Origin of the sequence: Halopseudomonas laoshanensis, assembly GCF_008365385.1 — a bacterium.
GTDB lineage: Bacteria > Pseudomonadota > Gammaproteobacteria > Pseudomonadales > Pseudomonadaceae > Halopseudomonas > Halopseudomonas laoshanensis.
Genome location: NZ_QOVF01000004.1, coordinates 44,709 through 58,467, shown reverse-complemented (window position 1 = coordinate 58,467; position 13,759 = coordinate 44,709). Strand labels below are relative to the sequence as shown.

At 59.2% G+C, this 13,759-nt stretch carries 13 protein-coding genes; 9 read left to right on the top strand and 4 right to left on the bottom strand.

Annotated elements, in window-relative coordinates; translation table 11 throughout:
• Positions 1–124: 124 nt before the first annotated feature.
• Positions 125–757: a TetR/AcrR family transcriptional regulator gene (locus DT594_RS13745; protein WP_096344819.1), complete on the top strand. Its 633-nt coding sequence runs from the start codon at positions 125–127 to the stop codon at positions 755–757.
• A gap of 7 nt (positions 758–764) precedes the next feature.
• On the opposite strand, the gene DT594_RS13740 is transcribed toward DT594_RS13745, so the two are convergent.
• The gene (locus DT594_RS13740) at positions 765–2,021 is read right to left on the bottom strand and encodes a D-serine ammonia-lyase (protein ID WP_149333212.1); all 1,257 of its coding nucleotides are present in this window, start codon (positions 2,019–2,021) and stop codon (positions 765–767) included.
• A gap of 66 nt (positions 2,022–2,087) precedes the next feature.
• On the opposite strand from DT594_RS13740, the gene DT594_RS13735 reads away from it, so the two are divergent.
• Positions 2,088–2,264 (top strand): DUF2897 family protein, encoded by a 177-nt coding sequence (locus DT594_RS13735; protein ID WP_096344821.1) that lies wholly within the window; start codon positions 2,088–2,090, stop codon positions 2,262–2,264.
• 52 nt (positions 2,265–2,316) lie between these two features.
• Complete coding sequence (locus tag DT594_RS13730; RefSeq protein ID WP_149333211.1) at positions 2,317–2,847, top strand: DUF2058 domain-containing protein; 531 nt, start codon at positions 2,317–2,319, stop codon at positions 2,845–2,847.
• A gap of 60 nt (positions 2,848–2,907) precedes the next feature.
• Here DT594_RS13730 and rloA3 read toward each other — a convergent pair whose 3' ends face one another.
• From rloA3 to DT594_RS13715, 3 genes are all read right to left on the bottom strand, one after another.
• Positions 2,908–3,579: a retropepsin-like aspartic peptidase RloA3 gene (gene rloA3, locus DT594_RS13725; protein WP_231703218.1), complete on the bottom strand. Its 672-nt coding sequence runs from the start codon at positions 3,577–3,579 to the stop codon at positions 2,908–2,910.
• Positions 3,580–3,703: 124 nt separating this feature from the next.
• Positions 3,704–4,495, bottom strand: a complete 792-nt coding sequence (locus DT594_RS13720) for a substrate-binding periplasmic protein (protein WP_178091527.1) — start codon at positions 4,493–4,495, stop codon at positions 3,704–3,706.
• Between the two features lie 114 nt (positions 4,496–4,609).
• Positions 4,610–5,257 (bottom strand): TetR/AcrR family transcriptional regulator, encoded by a 648-nt coding sequence (locus DT594_RS13715; RefSeq protein ID WP_149333209.1) that lies wholly within the window; start codon positions 5,255–5,257, stop codon positions 4,610–4,612.
• Positions 5,258–5,392: 135 nt separating this feature from the next.
• Here DT594_RS13715 and DT594_RS13710 point away from each other — a divergent pair, with 135 nt between their 5' ends.
• From DT594_RS13710 to DT594_RS13685, 6 genes are read left to right on the top strand one after another with little or no spacing between them, the layout of a single operon-like run.
• Positions 5,393–7,189, top strand: a complete 1,797-nt coding sequence (locus DT594_RS13710) for an acyclic terpene utilization AtuA family protein (RefSeq protein ID WP_149333208.1) — start codon at positions 5,393–5,395, stop codon at positions 7,187–7,189.
• Positions 7,190–7,228: 39 nt separating this feature from the next.
• Positions 7,229–8,098 (top strand): SDR family oxidoreductase, encoded by an 870-nt coding sequence (locus DT594_RS13705; protein WP_149333207.1) that lies wholly within the window; start codon positions 7,229–7,231, stop codon positions 8,096–8,098.
• A gap of 1 nt (position 8,099) precedes the next feature.
• Positions 8,100–9,716, top strand: a complete 1,617-nt coding sequence (gene atuC / locus DT594_RS13700) for a geranyl-CoA carboxylase subunit beta (RefSeq protein WP_149333206.1) — start codon at positions 8,100–8,102, stop codon at positions 9,714–9,716.
• 14 nt (positions 9,717–9,730) lie between these two features.
• A complete protein-coding gene (gene atuD / locus DT594_RS13695; RefSeq protein WP_149333205.1) occupies positions 9,731–10,918 on the top strand; it encodes a citronellyl-CoA dehydrogenase in 1,188 nt (395 codons plus the stop codon).
• Complete coding sequence (locus tag DT594_RS13690; protein ID WP_149333204.1) at positions 10,915–11,712, top strand: enoyl-CoA hydratase/isomerase family protein; 798 nt, start codon at positions 10,915–10,917, stop codon at positions 11,710–11,712. The genes atuD and DT594_RS13690 overlap by 4 nt, the downstream gene beginning before the upstream one ends.
• A gap of 21 nt (positions 11,713–11,733) precedes the next feature.
• The gene (locus DT594_RS13685) at positions 11,734–13,701 is read left to right on the top strand and encodes an acetyl/propionyl/methylcrotonyl-CoA carboxylase subunit alpha (protein ID WP_149333203.1); all 1,968 of its coding nucleotides are present in this window, start codon (positions 11,734–11,736) and stop codon (positions 13,699–13,701) included.
• The last annotated feature ends 58 nt before the right edge of the window (positions 13,702–13,759 follow it).

Genomic DNA, 13,759 nt, shown 5'->3' with positions numbered 1-13,759 from the left:
TGCTTTACATATTGTCATTAATTGACACTTTGTCAACAAACTAGTAAAACAAATCGGGAGTGCCGTATTTCAGAGCGCCTCAGGTAGCATGAAAGAGAACAGAACAGGATTGAAAAGAACACCTATGAGCCTAGATCAACGTCGTGAGCAGGAAAAACAGGAGCGCCGGGACAGCATTCTCGACGCCGCCGAGAAGGCCTTCTTCAGTAAAGGCTTCGACAAATGCTCAATGGATGAAATTGCCCGCACAGCGCAGCTCAGCCGCGCATTGCTGTATGTGTACTTCAAAGACAAAACCGCGATCATGCGCGGCATCATGTTGCGCTCAGTGCAGGCGCTGCGTGACAGATTCGTCGCGGTAGCCCAGTCCGATGCCGTGGGTATAGAGAAGGTCGGAGCACTGGGCGCGGCTTATTATGCGTTCAGCTGCGAGGAACCTGATTATTTTGACGTGCTGACCCAATCAGGCACGTTTCCGCACTTGCTTGACGAGGACGATCAAAGCCAGGCGCTGCAGGGCTGCGGCAATCAGGTCATGCAGTTGATGGTGGAGGTATTGCAACAGGGCATCGCTGACGGAAGCCTGAGCCCAGAGCGCGTGGCCGATCCGGTTATGACCGCTTACTTTCTGCGTGGTGCACTGCATGGCGTGATCATGGAGGCCCGCCAGCCGGATCAAAAGGCCACGGATCTACCCGATGCCGATGCGCTGATCAGCTACACCATCGGCATGCTTGGACATTCGATGCGGCCTTGAACACCCATTACTGGCTTAACCACTGCTGGAATTCGGCGTCAGGCACCAGACTGCCGCCCGTGCACCAAAGGATGTGGGTCGCTCGGGAAGGATCAACCTGATGCCGGGCACACCACTGCAGGCCCGCCTGCGAGCCGGTGATCCAGCCAGGTCCGGGAAAGGCCGCCGCTGCCGAGGGCTCGACGCGCTCGCCCAGCTTTTCCCAGGCCAACTCGAGATAATAGCCTAGCGACGTATCCGGCACGGTGAACACCCCCGCCAGACGATCCTGCATGCAGGTCGACGCAAGCATTGAGGCCTGGCCTACCGCCAAACCATCAGCCAGCGTGCGGTTACTCAGCCCTATATCGTGCACCGACATCGGATCACGCACACCGGACGCCAGTTGCACCAACACGCTGGGCGATTCAAGTGGTTCGGCAAAAAAGCAGTGCACATTGTTACCAAACACCTGCTTGAGCCCATAGGTAATGCCCCCTGGTGCGCCACCGACGCCACAGGGCAGATAGATCAAAAGTGGGTTGGCGGCGTTAACTTCGATACCCTGCTCCGCCAACTGCGCCGCGACGCGCCGCCCGGCCACGGCGTAACCGCAAAATAGCGAAAGAGAGCGCTCGTCATCGACAAAATGCGCCTGCGGATCGGCTTCGGCAATGGCCCGACCGGCAGCGACCGCCTTGGCGTAGTCACCGGCGTGCTCCACGACATCTACGCCCTGGTCACGCAGCAGCTGTTTTTTCCATTGCTTGGCGTCATCTGACATATGCACCTGGGCAGCAAACCCCAACGCGCGGGACATCAGCCCGATGCTGATACCCAGGTTACCGGTGCTACCCACCACCAGTTGGTAGGTAGCAAAGCAGGCGCGCCAGCGCGGCTCAGCCAGGTCGGCGAAATTGACTCCATCCCATCCGTGGCTCAGGGCGACTTGCTCCGCAAACTCCAACACCTCATGAAACCCGCCCCGGGCTTTCACCGAGCCCGCGACCGGCAGACGGTTGTCCGCCTTGAACAGCCAGCGTGACTGACCGCCCAGCGCATCACGCAAGGCTTGCGCATCCATTAGCGGCGATTCGATCAGGCCATCGCTACCAGCCAAGCCGGGCAATATCTTTGCCAGCAATGGGGCGGCACGCAGCAACCGCCGCTCAGCGGCATCAACCAGATCGGGAGATAAAGGATCTTCCAGGCTGCGGCTACCAGGATTAAGCCAGAGCATGGGCATGCGGCCGCGCAGAGTATCGGCCAACTCGGGTGCAAGCATAATTTGCCTTGTTAACGGGTGTTGAGCATCATGAAGCTATGGACAACTGCCCAGAGGAAAATGCTCATGTCTTTAATTGGCTGGATATTCGTAGTACTCGCGGTGTTAACCGTCGCGGGTGCACTCTATAAAGTCTACATAACTGCTTACAAAATGCCCATCAGCAAGGAAAAAATGAAGCGAATCAAGGCGCGGCAGGCTGAAGTTGAAGCACAGGAAGCGCGGGAAAAAGAGCAGGATTGACGTTAGAATGTGCCCTTTATTATTCACCGCTCGAGGCAGGTAGCTCCCCAGTATGGTCAATTCACTGCAAGCTCAGTTACTCAAGTCCGGCTTGGTCGACGAGAAGAAGCTCAAACAAGCCCAGCGGGCAAAAAAGAAAGCCGCGAAAAACGAACCGGAAAAGTCTTATGATTCAGCTGCTGCGGTAGAGAAAGCCCGTGCAGAGAAGGCCGAGCGCGACCGCGCCCTCAATCAGCAACGCAAGGACGACGCTGCACGCAAGGAACGTGAGGCCCAGGCCAAGCAGTTGATCGAACAGAACAAATTGGACAGGGCCGGCGGTGAGACCGCCTACCAGTTCGCCAGCAAGAACAAGATCAAGAAGATCTATGTCACCGAAGAGCAATTTGGCAAGTTGAGCCGAGGCCAGCTGGGCGTGGTTCGGATGTCAGGCAACTTTGAACTGATCCCGGTTGAGATCGCGCACAAGGTCAGTGAACGGGCGCCGCAGTGGCCCGTGCATATTGCCAAGGTGGAACAGCAGGCCCCGGCAGAGGATGACCCCTACGCTGCCTTTCAGGTACCGGATGACCTCATGTGGTGAGTCAATAAAGACGTTCACCACATGCTGGTCAAGAGCACGTAGTCAGTATGCTACTGAAGATTACTCTTCGTGCTCTTCCTCTACTTCTTCAGGTGCATCGACGTCACTATCCAACGCCTCGTCATCCTTGATGCGTTCCTGCTTGTCACGCTCTTCTTCTTCATCCGATTTGGAGCATTCCAGCGGCAGCATGAAGGTGCGTGACACATCGATCAGGCCGATATGCTCAATAGTCCGACGGCCAATCAACACCGGATAGGTCATGTCGCCGCGATCACGCAGGGAAAACTGCTCTTCATAGACGCGGTCACCCATGCAGATCGACATCTTGACCACGGGACGACGATCCTCGCCACCGGCGCCACGTACCAGAATGCGCCGGAAGACCGGGCGCTCGAACTCCATTTCAATCAATTCGCCAGTGTCAGCATCCTTCACCGGGACGTCGTAGCGGACCCACTGCTTACCCTTGCGCTTGAAATCTTCAATATTGACGGCATGCATGGATGAGGTGAGCGCGCCCGAGTCGACCTTGATCTTGACCGCTGTGTGCTCAGGAAGAATGCGACCCTTCTCAATCCAGCCGACGACGACCTTGTTGTCGATCTGCACTTCTTCCGAGCTCTGTTTACCTTTTTTCTTCTCTTCGGGCTCCGCATGCAGAGCACCGGCAAAGGCGATACTGGCCGTCATCAGGGCGGCCACAAAAGACGTTTTAAAAGCTGATTGCATGGGGAATCCTTTGAAGAGAGTACTGGGTAGACAGGGCAGTTCGGCATAAGTGCCCCCTATCAACCTGTCCGCTTCACTCTGAACGGACGCGGCATTTTAGCCTATTTCCATAAAACGTACAGACTCAGTCGGCGTCAGCTAAGCCATGTAGCGCCAGCAGACGTGAGAGCTCACCCTGGTTTCTCAACTGCTGAAACAGATCATCCATATAGCTTATGCCGGGAGCCGAGCCCCGACGCATGATCAGTGCGTGTCGGTAATGCTGATCGGCTTTTTCGCTGACCAGCAACTGGCCCTGATGCTGCGGGTATTGAGCCAGATACTGTTGCAGGAACGCTTCGGTCACTACCCCAAACTCCGCGCGCTCACGCAATACCATTTGAATGATGCTTTCATGGGAGAAGGTCATCGCTGCCCCATGCTCTTTGCGCAAATAATCTCGATCGGGGTTAAAGCCTGTAAAAGCGTAATGATAACCGCTGAACAGGGCTATTCGCTTGCCCTGCCGCTGAGCAAAATAGTCCTGCCCGCGACCCTCGGCGGCCTTGGCAATAAAGACCTCACGCCCGGTTACGGGGCCGTGCAAGCTAACAACCGACTTGCCTTGCCAGCCCCAGTGCGGACTTTCAAACAGCATTATGTCGTACTGATTATTATCAAAATCATGATAACGGCGGCTGGCCGAGGTAGAAAAAAACATAAACTGATAGTCGTCCTGCAGCGCGTTCATGGCGGCTATTACGTCCAGCGTCAAACCAGACCACTGCCCGTCGGCTGGCCGATTAACAAAGGGTGGAAAACTGTAACCGCCCACCTTTACCTGAACAGGCTCTGCGTAAGCTCTGGGCGCCAGCACGGAGAGCAGCAGCGTAGCCCCCAAGGCAGCCAATAAAAATAAATAACGTACTGTTTTCAAAATGGGTTTACCAAACGCAATCTGTTCAGAGGCGCTTTGAATGCGACATGACTCGTGACACATAATGGATAAAAGTGGCCTGATGCCACAATGCCAGCAAGTGTTTACGATACGCTAAAACGAATGCTTATTCGCGGAACAGGTCAGCATTTCCAAGGCCTTTTCGGCCAAATCGTCCAGGCTCATCTGCCCTTGAGGGTTGAACCAGGTGATGGTCCAGGATAAAGCACCAGTCAGCAGACGGCGTAGGACAAAAGGTTCCACCGTTACCAGACCTGTTTCATAAGCCTGCTGCAGCACATCCAGCCAGACGCCTTCATAGATATCACGCAGCCCCAGAATGAGTAACTGACCTTCTTCGGATAACGAACGCCATTCATAGACCAGGACCGACATGGCCTCCCCGGTACCACCCATGATCGATTGCAGCTCGCAGCGAATCAGCGCCAGCAGGCGCTCCCTCGGGTCTTCCAGACCTTCGATTGCCACGCGCATCAGCGCAGTATTTCGGTGAATGGTTTCCTCCATCACCGCCCGCAGAATGTCGTCTTTACTTCTAAAGTGATGAAAGATGCTGCCCGACTGAATGCCAACCGCCGCGGCCAGATCACGCACCGTGGTGCGCTCAAAACCCTTGCTGCTGAACAGATGTGCGGAGGCTTGCAGTAACCGGCCACGCGGCGTAGCCGGGTCGGTCAACAGCCCAGCGGCCATCAGCTCGCCAAGTACTTTTTGGTTATTTTCAGGGGCGCTGTGCTGCATCAGGCTCTCTAGATTCAGGAAGGAAAGATGGCATTTACGCCAAACGTCAGTGGGAGGCATTAAACGCTATTCATCATGACTTTTCAAACCAAGCGCTTGCTTGGTAAGGTGAGTTCAGTTGCAACGGAGAAGCACATGAATAAAGCTGTACGCATAGGCTGTGCCAGTGCCTTCTGGGGTGATACATCCACTGCGGCAGCCCAGTTGGTGAATGGCGCGCAGCTGGATTATCTGGTGTTTGACTACCTGGCCGAGATTACCATGTCGATCATGGCCGGCGCCCAGATGAAAAACATCGACGCCGGCTATGCCACCGACTTTGTCGAGGTCCTTGAGCCCCTCCTGCCGCAACTGGCCGCAGGCGGCGTCAAGGTCATCAGTAACGCTGGAGGCATCAATCCGCAAGCCTGTGCAGCCGCCCTCCAGGCAGCCAGTCTCCGCGCTGGTGTAACCCTGAATATCGCCGTGCTACTGGGAGACGATCTGCGCCCTCAGCTTCCTAGGCTTAAAAACCGGGGGCTGAAGGACATGTTCAGTGACGACCCGCTCCCCGCTGTATGCGTTTCCGCCAATGCCTATCTGGGCGCACCCGGGATTGTCGCCGCCCTGCAACAGGGCGCCGATATTGTCATCACCGGCCGTATCGTCGACAGCGCACTGGTCAGCGCGCCGCTGGTGCATGAGTTCGGCTGGGCCTGGGACGATTACGACCGCCTCGCCCAGGCAGCACTGGCAGGGCATCTGATTGAGTGCGGCGCGCAATGCACTGGCGGCAACTTTACCGACTGGCAGCAAGTACCCGACTTTGAGCACATCGGTTTTCCCATTGCTGAGATAGACCAGACGGGGCGCATATTGATCAGCAAGCCCGCCGCCAGTGGCGGGCTGATCAGTCCACTGACGGTAGGCGAGCAGTTGCTGTATGAAATCGGCGATCCCGGTAACTATCTGCTGCCTGACGTCATCTGCGATTTCACCGCGGTCAAGCTCAGGCAAGCCGCGGAAAATCTGGTTGAAGTCACTGGAGCCCAGGGCCGCGCGCCCACCGACCAGTACAAAGTCAGCGCTACCTGGCCTGATGGTTTCAAGTGCACAGCGAGTTGCCTGATGGCCGGGGTAGAAGCCGTGGCCAAGGCGGAACGCGTCAGTCAGGCGATTATCAACAGAACCCGAGAGATGTTTAGCCAACGTGGCTGGGAAGATTACCGCCGGGTGGATATCGAGCTACTCGGCAGCGAGGCTACCTACGGCCCCCAAGCGCGCCGGGGCGACACTCGGGAGGTGGTGATCAAAATGGCGGTCAGCCATACCAACAAGCAGGCGTTGGTGCTGTTCTCCCGAGAGATCGCCCAGGCCGCGACCGGCATGGCACCGGGCTTGACCGGCATCGTCGGCGGCCGACCGACGGTATACCCGATGATTCGACTGTTCTCTTTTCTCATCGACAAAGCCGATTGCGAACTCAGCGTGCAATTGAATGGGCAGACCTCGCCGGTGGGGCTGCCTGACCTGGCAGCCGTCTCAACCGGGCCGGTATCGACCGCAACGGGACCCGCACCACCCCTCAAGGAAACCGCCAAGCTGATGCAGGTGCCCTTGATGCAGCTGGCCGTCGCTCGCTCCGGCGACAAAGGCAACCACAGCAATATCGGCGTCATGGCCCGGCGAGCGGAGTATTTGTCCTGGATCGCAGCGGCTCTGAGCGAGCAGGCAGTCGCCGAGTGGATGGCCCATGTACTGGACCCGCAGCGCGGTCGGGTAACCCGCTGGTATCTACCCGGCAGCCACAGTCTGAACTTTCTACTGGAAAACAGCCTGGGCGGCGGCGGCGTGGCCAGCTTGCGCATCGATCCGCAGGGCAAGGCTTTCGCCCAGCAGCTGCTGGAAATCCCGATCAGCATTCCGCCCGACTTACTTCAACAACACGCTTGACCAACGTGCTTGATCAGAACAATAACGGGATAAAAACCAATGAGCTACAGCAGCATCTTCAAGCCCGACTTATTTCGAAATCAGACTATCGTAGTCACCGGCGGCGGTAGCGGGATCGGTCGCTGCACCGCCCACGAGTTGGCCTCGCTAGGCGCCCACGTGGTGCTGGTAGGTCGGCAGCCGGAGAAACTGGAAGACACCTGCGCCGAAATCATTGAAGACGGCGGGCGGGCATCCTGGCAGCGCTGTGACATCCGCGAGGAGATATCCGTGCGCCAGTTAGTTACGACCCTGGTGCAAGAACACGGCGCGATTCATGGACTGGTCAATAACGCTGGCGGACAGTTCCCCTCGCCTTTAGCGGCGATCAGCCAGAAGGGCTTCGAGACCGTTATGCGGACCAATCTGGTCGGCGGCTTTCTGGTCGCCCGCGAGGTGTTCAATCAGAGTATGTGCAAAACCGGCGGGCGTATCGTCAATATGCTCGCCGATATGTGGGGCGGTATGCCGGGCATGGGCCACTCGGGCGCAGCACGCGCCGGTATGGATAACTTCACCAAGACCGCTGCGTTTGAATGGGCGCATGCCGGGGTGACGGTCAACGCCGTCGCCCCAGGCTGGATCGCCTCCAGCGGCATGGACACCTATGACGGCGCCATGAAGGCAATCATCCCGCGCCTGAAAGACGGCGTGCCGCTCAAGCGTCTGGGCACCGAAGCAGAGGTGGCGGCGGCAATTATCTTTCTGCTCTCCCCGGCAGCCGCCTTTATCAATGGCGCGAGCTTGCGCATTGATGGCGGTGCCAGCCTGGGCAACGCGGTATGGCCGCTGCCGGCAGCAAAAAACAATGCGCCTTTCGATGGTTTCCACCGCGCAGTGACCCCCGACGTGCTTAAAGAGGGTGACTGATATGCCCATTCTGGAATCGCAAATCAATCCGTCTGACAGTGATTTTGCTGCCAACCGCGACGCCATGCTGGCCGCCATCGACAGCTTTCGCAGCGTCGAGCAGCAGGTGCTGGACAAGGCCCAGCAGGCCAAGGCGCGTTTCGAACAACGCGGTCAGTTATTGCCACGTGAACGCCTGGGTTTGCTGCTGGACCCCGGCGCCCCCTTTATAGAACTCTGCGCGCTGGCCGGCTACAAGCTGCATGACGACAAGGACGGCACCCTGGCCGGCGGCGGGCTGATCGCCGGCATCGGCTACGTATCAGCGGTGCGCTGCCTGGTGATTGCCAACAACAGCGCGATCAAGGGCGGCACTATCTCACCGAGCGGACTGAAAAAATCACTGCGCCTGCAGCAGATCGCAGCTGAAAACAAACTGCCGATAATTACGCTGGCAGAAAGCGGTGGCGCCAACCTGAGCTACGCGGCGGAGATTTTCGTCGAAGGCGCGCGGGCTTTTGCCAACCAGGCGCGTTTGTCCGCCGCCGGCATCCCGCAGATCACCGTGGTGCATGGCTCCAGCACCGCCGGCGGTGCTTACCAACCAGGGCTGTCGGATTATGTCGTGGTGGTACGTGGCAAGGCGCGAATGTTCCTTGCCGGCCCGCCGCTGCTCAAGGCCGCCACCGGCGAGATCGCCACTGAGGAGCAACTTGGCGGCGCGCAGATGCACGCCGAAGTCGCCGGCACCGCGGAATATCTTGCCGAGGATGACGCCGACGGCGTACGCCTGGCCCGCGATATTCTCGCCAGCCTGCCGTGGAATGAACGCTTACCGCAGGCTGTCGCCCAGCCCTGGGAGGCGCCATTGCATGACTCTGAAGAGCTGCTGGGCGTCGTGCCTGCCGATCCGAAAACGCCCTATGACGTGCGCGAGATCATCGCCCGCATCGCCGATGCGTCGACCTTTCTGCCGTTCAAGAACGAGTTCGACAGTCAAACCGTTTGCGGTCATTTGAGTATCCATGGGCACCGCTGCGGGCTGATCGGCAACAACGGCCCGATCACGCCCCAGGGTGCAGCCAAAGCCGCGCAATTTATCCAGCTGTGCGACCAGAGCAATACCCCGCTGCTGTTTCTGCACAACACCACCGGCTTTATGGTCGGCACCGAAGCCGAGCGCCAGGGTGTGATCAAACATGGTTCGAAGATGATCCAGGCGGTGGCTAACGCCCGCGTGCCCAAGCTTACGTTAGTCGTCGGCGGCTCCTACGGTGCGGGCAACTATGCGATGTGCGGCCGCGGCCTGGATCCACGCTTTATCTTCGCCTGGCCCAACAGCCGCACCGCGGTGATGGGCGGCGCGCAGGCCGGCAAGGTGCTGCGCATCGTCACCGAAGGCAAACACGCCCGGGACGGCAAGACCGCCGACCCGGCGATGCTGGATATGCTTGAGCAGGCGACCGCGCAGAAGCTCGATAGCCAATCCACCGCGCTCTATGGCACTGCCAGCCTCTGGGACGACGGTCTGATCGACCCGCGCGACACCCGCACGCTGTTCGGCCTGTTGCTGGATATCTGCGCTGAAGCGGCGGCCCGGCCGCTGTCCCCCAACACCTTTGGCGTTGCCCGCCTGTAACCGGAGATCATCCCATGCTGTTTACCGAAGAACATGACGCCCTGCGCCGCACGATCAGGCAATTTATCGACCGGGAAATCAATCCCCATGTTGATGAGTGGGAGGCGGCCGGCACTTTCCCCATGCATGAGCTTTTCCGCAAGGCTGGTGATCTCGGCCTGCTGGGTATCTCCAAACCTGAAGCCTATGGCGGCATGGGGCTGGATTACAGCTATTCGATCGTTGCCGCAGAAGAGTTCGGCACCGTCCACTGCGGCGGCGTGCCTATGGCCATTGGGGTGCAGACGGATATGTGCACCCCGGCCCTGGCGCGCTTTGGCTCGGATGCGCTACGCGAAGAGTTTTTGCGCCCGGCGATCAGCGGCGAATGGGTCGGCTGTATCGGTGTATCGGAAACCGGCGGCGGGTCGGATGTCGCGAGCATCCGTACCACAGCGCGCAAGGACGGCGATGATTATGTGATCAACGGCAGCAAGATGTGGATTACCAACTCGCCCTCGGCGGACTTCATCTGTCTGCTGGCCAACACCTCCGACGGCAAGCCGCACAGCAACAAGTCGCTGATCATGGTACCGATGAACACCCCTGGCATCAGTCTCAGCCAGCCACTGGATAAACTCGGCATGCGCAGCTCGGAAACGGCGCAGGTCTTTTTCGACAGCGTGCGCGTGCCCCGGCGCTACCTGCTCGGTCAGGAAGGCGCCGGCTTCATGATGCAGATGGTGCAATTCCAGGAAGAGCGTCTGTTCGGCGCGGCGAATATCCTCAAAGGCCTGGAGCATTGCATCGGCAGCACCATCGCCTATTGCAAGGAACGCCAGACCTTCGGCCAGCCGCTGATCAACAACCAGGTGATTCACTTCCGCCTGGCCGAACTGCAAACCGAGATCGAATGCCTGCGCGCTCTGGTCTACCAGGCCACCGAGCAATACGTGGCCGGCAAGGACGTCACCCAACTGGCCTCTATGGCCAAACTCAAGGCCGGCAGACTCGGCCGTGAAGTGACCGACGCCTGCCTACAGTACTGGGGCGGCATGGGTTATATGTGGGACAACCCGGTCGCCCGCGCCTATCGCGACGTGCGCCTGGTCTCCATCGGCGGTGGTGCCGATGAAATCATGCTCGGCATCATCTGCAAGCTGATGGGCACCCTGCCCGGCAAACGGCCAGCCTCACCCACCCAGCGTGAGGGCACCCAGTGATGACCTACCCTGCCTGCCAGACGTTACTGCTGGACCAGCAGCCCGGCGTGCTGCAAATCACCCTGAATCGGCCAGACAGCCGCAACGCCATGAACCTGACGATGCTTGAAGAGTTGATCGATACCCTGACCATCGCCGCCAATGACGAGCAGCTACGGGCCATCGTTCTGCGCGGCGCCGGTGGTCATTTCTGTGCCGGCGGCGACATAAAGGACATGGCCAACGCCAGAGCCACTGGCCAGAACGCCTACCGCGAACTGAACAGGCACTTCGGCCGTCTGCTGGAGCTGGCCGAGCGACAGCCGCAAGTGGTGCTGGTGGTGCTGGAAGGTACGGTGCTGGGCGGTGGCCTGGGTCTGGCCTGCATAGCGGATATTGCCTTGTGCCTGGAGGATGCCCGCTTCGGTCTGCCAGAAACCAGCCTGGGTGTCATTCCTGCGCAGATCGCACCCTTCGTGGTCAAGCGCATCGGCCTGACCCAGGCCCGTCGCCTGGCGCTGACCGCCGCCCGCTTCAATGGCGACGAAGCGCTACGTCTGGGATTGGTGCACCACAGTGAGAACAATAGCGAGGACTTGCAAATGCAGCTCGACAGCTATCTGCAGCAGATCCGCCAATGCGCACCCCAGGCCAATGCCCGTACCAAACACCTGTTACTGGCCTGCGGCGAGCAGTCGATGCACAGCCTGCTCGACCAGGCAGCCGAGGCCTTTGCCGAGTCCGTCACCGGAGCCGAAGGCGCCGAGGGCACCCAGGCATTAGTGCAGAAAAGACCGCCCAGCTGGGCTGAATAATCGAATGCCCAAGGAATCCGCATGAGCGCCTTCAACTGCATACTGGTCGCCAACCGTGGCGAAATCGCCTGTCGCATTCTGCGCACCGTGCGCGCTCTCGGCTATCGCAGCGTAGCGGTTTATTCCGAGGCAGATGCCGACAGCCTGCATCCGCAGCTGGCTGACCAAGCGATCTGTATCGGCCCGGCGCAGGTCAACCAGTCTTACTTGAATATCGAGGCAATCATTGCTGCGGCCAAGCGCACAGGCGCCGACGCGATCCACCCAGGCTATGGCTTTCTCTCCGAGAACGCCGATTTTGCCGAGGCCTGCGCCCAGGCGAATATCTGCTTTATCGGTCCCTCGGTTGCAGCCATTCGCCTGATGGGCAGCAAACGCCTGTCGAAGATCGCCATGCTCGCCGCTGGCGTGCCCTGCATCCCCGGTTACGAAGGCGCCGCACAGGATGACGAGACCCTGAGCAAGCACGCCCAATCAATTGGCTATCCGCTGATGATCAAGGCCAGCGCCGGTGGCGGCGGTCGCGGTATGCGCCTGGTCAGCGAACCCGGCGAGTTGCTCGCACAACTTCGCAGTGCGCGCTCGGAAGCGCTCAGCGCATTTGGCAGTGATGAACTGATTCTGGAAAAAGCACTGCTGCGGCCACGGCATGTCGAGGTGCAGGTGTTTGGCGATCAGCACGGCAATCTTTTGCACCTGGGCGAGCGTGATTGCTCGGTGCAGCGCCGCCATCAGAAAGTCATCGAAGAGGCGCCCTGCCCGGTGATGACCGCCAAACTGCGCCAACGCATGTGCGATGCCGCAGTCAAGGCCGCCGCCAGCGTTGACTATTATGGCGCCGGCACAGTGGAGTTCATGCTCGACGAGCAGCGTGATTTCTACTTTCTGGAAATGAATACGCGCCTGCAGGTCGAGCATCCGGTGACCGAAATGCTCACGGGTGTGGATCTGGTCGCCTGGCAGATCAGCGTAGCCCAAGGGCGCCCGCTGCCGCTGCAGCAAGAGCAGATAGCCCTGCGAGGTCATGCTATGGAAGTGCGCCTGTACGCCGAAGACAGCACCCGCGACTTTATCCCGCAGACCGGCCAGATTCGCTGCTGGCAGCCCACCGATAGTGCCGGCGTAAGGGTGGATCACGGCCTGAAAGAAGGCCAGATCATCAGTTCCTTTTACGATCCGCTACTCGCCAAGGTGATTGCCCACGGCAACTGCCGTGAAGAGGCCCGCCTGAAACTGATTCGCGCGTTGGAGCAGTCGGTGCTGCTGGGCGTTGTCGCCAACCAGCGCTTCCTGATCAACCTGTTGCAAAGCACCGCCTTTATTTCAGGCGAGGCGACCACCGCGCTGACCACCGAACAATTCGCCGCAGACCCGAGCCTGACGCCGCAACCACCCTCCGCTCCGGAACTGGCAATGGCAGCGGCCCTTCTCTTTCAACAGTCCGCCGCGCGCTACCGGATGCCGGGCTGGAGCAACAGCGCAAGTCTGCCAAGCCGCTACTTGCTTGAGCATGCAGGCGAAATATATCCGGTTTATCTCACACCGAAAGCCCCCACTACCCCCGGCTTGATGCAGGCCCGCATCGGCGAGCAACTGCTCGAACTCAAGTTACCAGCTCTTGATCAGCCGCCATCCTGGATTGAGCTCGACGGCGTGCGCATGCCCCTGGCCTATCGAATCGATGGTCAGCAGATCTGGCTCAAGGGCGAAAACGGCAGTCTGACGTTACGGGATGCCAGCCAGCGGCCAGCCAGCACTGCACAGTCATCCGACAGCAACAGCCTGCATGCACCGATGGACGGCGCCATCGTCAGCGTACTTGCCAGCGAAGGTGATCAGGTCAGCCGCGGGCAACTGCTCATGGTGATGGAAGCGATGAAAATGGAGCATCAGCTCAAAGCCGGCTGCGACGGCGTTATCTCCAGCGTCGCGGTCAGCGCCGGGCAACAGGTGCGGCATCGTCAGCGGTTGCTGGAAATCAGCCCATAACGCTTTGGCCAATAGTGCTCGATAGATGCCAGCTATACAGATCAATGCCTATTGAATC

What these genes read in the sequence shown, in the direction of transcription:
- DT594_RS13745 (WP_096344819.1), top strand. Translation starts at nt 125, where the DNA reads ATGAGCCTAGATCAACGTCGTGAGCAGGAAAAACAGGAGCGCCGGGAC.
- DT594_RS13740 (WP_149333212.1), bottom strand. Translation starts at nt 2,021, where the DNA reads ATGCTTGCACCCGAGTTGGCCGATACTCTGCGCGGCCGCATGCCCATG.
- DT594_RS13735 (WP_096344821.1), top strand. Translation starts at nt 2,088, where the DNA reads ATGTCTTTAATTGGCTGGATATTCGTAGTACTCGCGGTGTTAACCGTC.
- DT594_RS13730 (WP_149333211.1), top strand. Translation starts at nt 2,317, where the DNA reads ATGGTCAATTCACTGCAAGCTCAGTTACTCAAGTCCGGCTTGGTCGAC.
- rloA3 (WP_231703218.1), bottom strand. Translation starts at nt 3,579, where the DNA reads ATGCAATCAGCTTTTAAAACGTCTTTTGTGGCCGCCCTGATGACGGCC.
- DT594_RS13715 (WP_149333209.1), bottom strand. Translation starts at nt 5,257, where the DNA reads ATGCAGCACAGCGCCCCTGAAAATAACCAAAAAGTACTTGGCGAGCTG.
- DT594_RS13710 (WP_149333208.1), top strand. Translation starts at nt 5,393, where the DNA reads ATGAATAAAGCTGTACGCATAGGCTGTGCCAGTGCCTTCTGGGGTGAT.
- DT594_RS13705 (WP_149333207.1), top strand. Translation starts at nt 7,229, where the DNA reads ATGAGCTACAGCAGCATCTTCAAGCCCGACTTATTTCGAAATCAGACT.
- atuC (WP_149333206.1), top strand. Translation starts at nt 8,100, where the DNA reads ATGCCCATTCTGGAATCGCAAATCAATCCGTCTGACAGTGATTTTGCT.
- atuD (WP_149333205.1), top strand. Translation starts at nt 9,731, where the DNA reads ATGCTGTTTACCGAAGAACATGACGCCCTGCGCCGCACGATCAGGCAA.
- DT594_RS13685 (WP_149333203.1), top strand. Translation starts at nt 11,734, where the DNA reads ATGAGCGCCTTCAACTGCATACTGGTCGCCAACCGTGGCGAAATCGCC.